Source organism: uncultured Campylobacter sp. (genome assembly GCF_937949835.1).
Taxonomy (GTDB): domain Bacteria; phylum Campylobacterota; class Campylobacteria; order Campylobacterales; family Campylobacteraceae; genus Campylobacter_B.
The window spans coordinates 1-3,074 of sequence record NZ_CALEDC010000392.1; the positions used below are offsets into that span (position 1 = coordinate 1).

General features: G+C 34.7%; 4 protein-coding genes. All 4 read left to right on the forward strand.

All coding sequences use genetic code 11. The features are described 5' to 3' along the window. Positions 1-1,180: thiamine pyrophosphate-dependent enzyme (locus Q0256_RS08880; RefSeq protein ID WP_297962305.1), on the forward strand; the 1,180-nt coding region annotated here is incomplete at its 5' end. 1 nt (position 1,181) lies between these two features. Continuing rightward, a complete protein-coding gene (locus tag Q0256_RS08885) occupies positions 1,182-1,862 on the forward strand; it encodes a hypothetical protein (protein ID WP_297962307.1) in 681 nt (226 codons plus the stop codon). Beyond that, positions 1,859-2,647: an aldolase/citrate lyase family protein gene (locus tag Q0256_RS08890; RefSeq protein ID WP_297962309.1), complete on the forward strand. Its 789-nt coding sequence runs from the start codon at positions 1,859-1,861 to the stop codon at positions 2,645-2,647. The genes Q0256_RS08885 and Q0256_RS08890 overlap by 4 nt, the downstream gene beginning before the upstream one ends. Further along, a partial coding sequence (locus tag Q0256_RS08895; RefSeq protein ID WP_297962311.1) for an NAD-dependent epimerase/dehydratase family protein occupies positions 2,644-3,074 on the forward strand: 431 nt, incomplete at its 3' end. The genes Q0256_RS08890 and Q0256_RS08895, both read left to right, overlap by 4 nt.

A 3,074-nucleotide genomic window follows, 5' to 3' on the forward strand; every position in this document is an offset into this window, starting at 1 on the left:
GTTAAAAGCTGCTAAACGCCCCGTTATCATTGTGGGTAACGGAGTGAGGTTAGCCAATGCAAAAGATGATTTTAGAGCCTTGATTGACGAGTTAAAAATCCCTGTTTTGACTTCTATTTCAGGAGTTGATTTAATAGAGACTTCAAATAAGTATTTTTTTGGTAGACCGGGAATTTTAGGTGAGAGGGCCGGAAATTTTGTAATTCAAAATAGCGATTTGGTAATAGTATTAGGTACAAGATTAAATCTTAGAATTTTGAGCTTTAATTGGGAATTTTTTGCGCGAGAAGCCAAAAAAATTATGATTGATATAGATGAAAACGAACTTAATAAAAAAACTTTTATTCCGGATATAAAAATTAAATCCGATGCAAAGGTTTTTATAAATGATCTTAGAGAAAAAGCTAGAGATTTAAATCTAGAAATTGGAGACTGGCTTAAATATTGTAATAGAATAAAAATGAAATATCCTGTTTTTGATAAGTCCGTATTGAAAGAGAAGAATTATGTCAGTTCATATTATTTTCCAAGATTACTTTCAGAGAAATTACCAAAAAATTCTCTCTTGCTTACCGGCAATGGCATAGCATATACATCAACATTTCAGAGCTATCCGGTACGAGCGGGTGATAGGCTTTTTGCAAATGTCGGATGTGCTTCTATGGGCTATGATTTGCCGGCACTAATTGGTGCATGCGTAGCAAATAATAAAAGACAAACTATATGCTTAACCGGTGATGGAAGCATTCAGATGAATATCCAGGAATTGCAAACTATTATCCACTATAGGCTTCCCGTTAAAATTTTTATGTATAACAATAATGGATACCTCTCTATACGCATAACTCAACATAATTATTTCAATAACAATTTTGTCGGCGAAAGTCCTATAAGTGGTGTAAGTATACCGGATATGAAGGCGCTTGCTAAAATTTATGGCTTTAAAGTATTTCAAATTAAAAATAATGATGATGCCAATGCAAAAATAGATGAAATTTTATCATGCGAGGGATCGGTGTTTTGCGAAGTGATGCTGCCGCCTAATGAAGCCATAGGGCCAAAAGTTGCATCTATAAAGCTTCAGAATGGGACTATGATATCAAAACCATTGGAAGATCTTGCTCCATTTTTACCTCGAGATGAATTTTATAAAAATATGATAGTAAAGCCTTTGGATTGATATGAGATTTTTATTTTTAGACTTTGACGGCGTCCTTTTTGATACTGCACGTGAAGCCTACGAGGTTTGTAGATCTACGCCAAGTTTTTTAAGGCAAAAATTTGATGAAAAGCAATATGCTGAATTTTTAAAATTCAGACCTCTTGTGGGTCCGGCATGGAATTATTATTTCGTGATGACAGCTATAACTAATAACGATAAAGAGCTTTTAGTTTTTGATTATAACGATGAAGCCAAAAAATTTGAAAAAGACTTTTTTGAGACTCGTAAAAAATTAAAAGCAAATAACTATGAAAATTGGTTGGCTTTGAATAGGCCATATCCGTTTTTATTGGAGCTATTAAATATGAAGTTGAATCGGCAGACTTTTATTGTAACTACTAAAGATAGTAAAACCGTATTGGATTTAGCCAAAAGATTTAATATTCAATTTATAAATAACGATAATATATTGGGGGCAGATATATTTGCTAAATTTAATTCAAAAGCTAATATAATAAATTCAATTTTAAAAGATGGCGATAGCGGGATTTTTATAGATGATTCAGAAATGCATTTAAAAAAATGTGAGCGCATAAAAGGACTTAAGCTATTACAGCCCGATTGGGGATATGTAGAGAGGAATAGTAAGTATATGGGCGATATTAAAATGATATTAAGCGTATTGGAGGAAGAGGTATGAATATAAATGAATTTGAGATGGTAGACGTACTTAAAAGGCTTAAAAACGAATATGGCGTATTTGAGTTAAAGGCCGAGTTTGAAGCCGAGGGAAGTCGTATGGAGGAGATGATGCGTTTGCGAGATATTGCCAATCGAGCAGATTTGCCTATCATCTTAAAGATCGGTGGAGCTGAGGCGGTTACGGATATTTATAATAGTATCATTTTGGGTGTAGAGGGACTCATTGCACCTATGGTAGAAACCCCGTATGCTGTTTATAAATATCTAGGTGTTATAGAAAATTTAATAAATCCAGATAATCGAGATTATATAGATTTTGCTATAAATATCGAGACAAAAACCGCAGTAGAAAATATAGATGAAATTTTAAAATTAGAAAAAATTTCTCTACTAAGAAGCATTACATTCGGTAGAAGCGATTTTGCACAGTCATGTGGTTTGGCTAAAAAAAATGTAGATAATGAGAAAATTTTAAATGCCGTTCAGCGAGTATCTCGCGCCGTAAAAGCGAGAGGTTTAAAATTCGCAATAGGCGGAAATATTACAGCCAAATCTATTGATTTTATCAAGACTCTAAAAGCAGAAAATTTAATAGACAAATATGAAACCCGCAAAGTAGTTTTTGCTATAGACTCTATTAATGCCAATCCGCGCGAAGGAATCGACGCGGCATTAAAATTTGAACTGTTGTGGCTAAAGTCGAAAAGAAGATTTTACGCAAGGATAAAAGCTGAGGACGAACAGCGTATAGAAGATTTAGAAAAAAGGCTAAGCGCTAGATGAATCTTTTCATCACGGGCGGTGGCGGTTTTATTGGATCGCATTTAAAAAAGCGTCTTGCGCTAAATGAAAATTTAAACGTTTTCGCTCCAAAAAGTAGCGAGCTAAATTTGACTGACGAAAGCGCAGTTGACGATTTTGTCCGTGCGCATAAAATCGATGCTATCGTTCATCTAGCCAATCGTGGCGGCGGTCGCGATACGCTGTATATGACAAATGTGACTGAGTATAATTTGCGGATTTTTTTCAATATTGTCAAGCAAAAAAACAAGGTCGCAAAGATCATATCGTTTGGAAGCGGTGCAGAGTACGGTAAACACAAGCCGATAATAAATGCTCGCGAGGATGATTATAAAAAGGCGCTTCCGCTTGATGAATACGGTTTTTACAAAGCTATCACGTCGCATTATATTGAGGATTGCGCGGATAA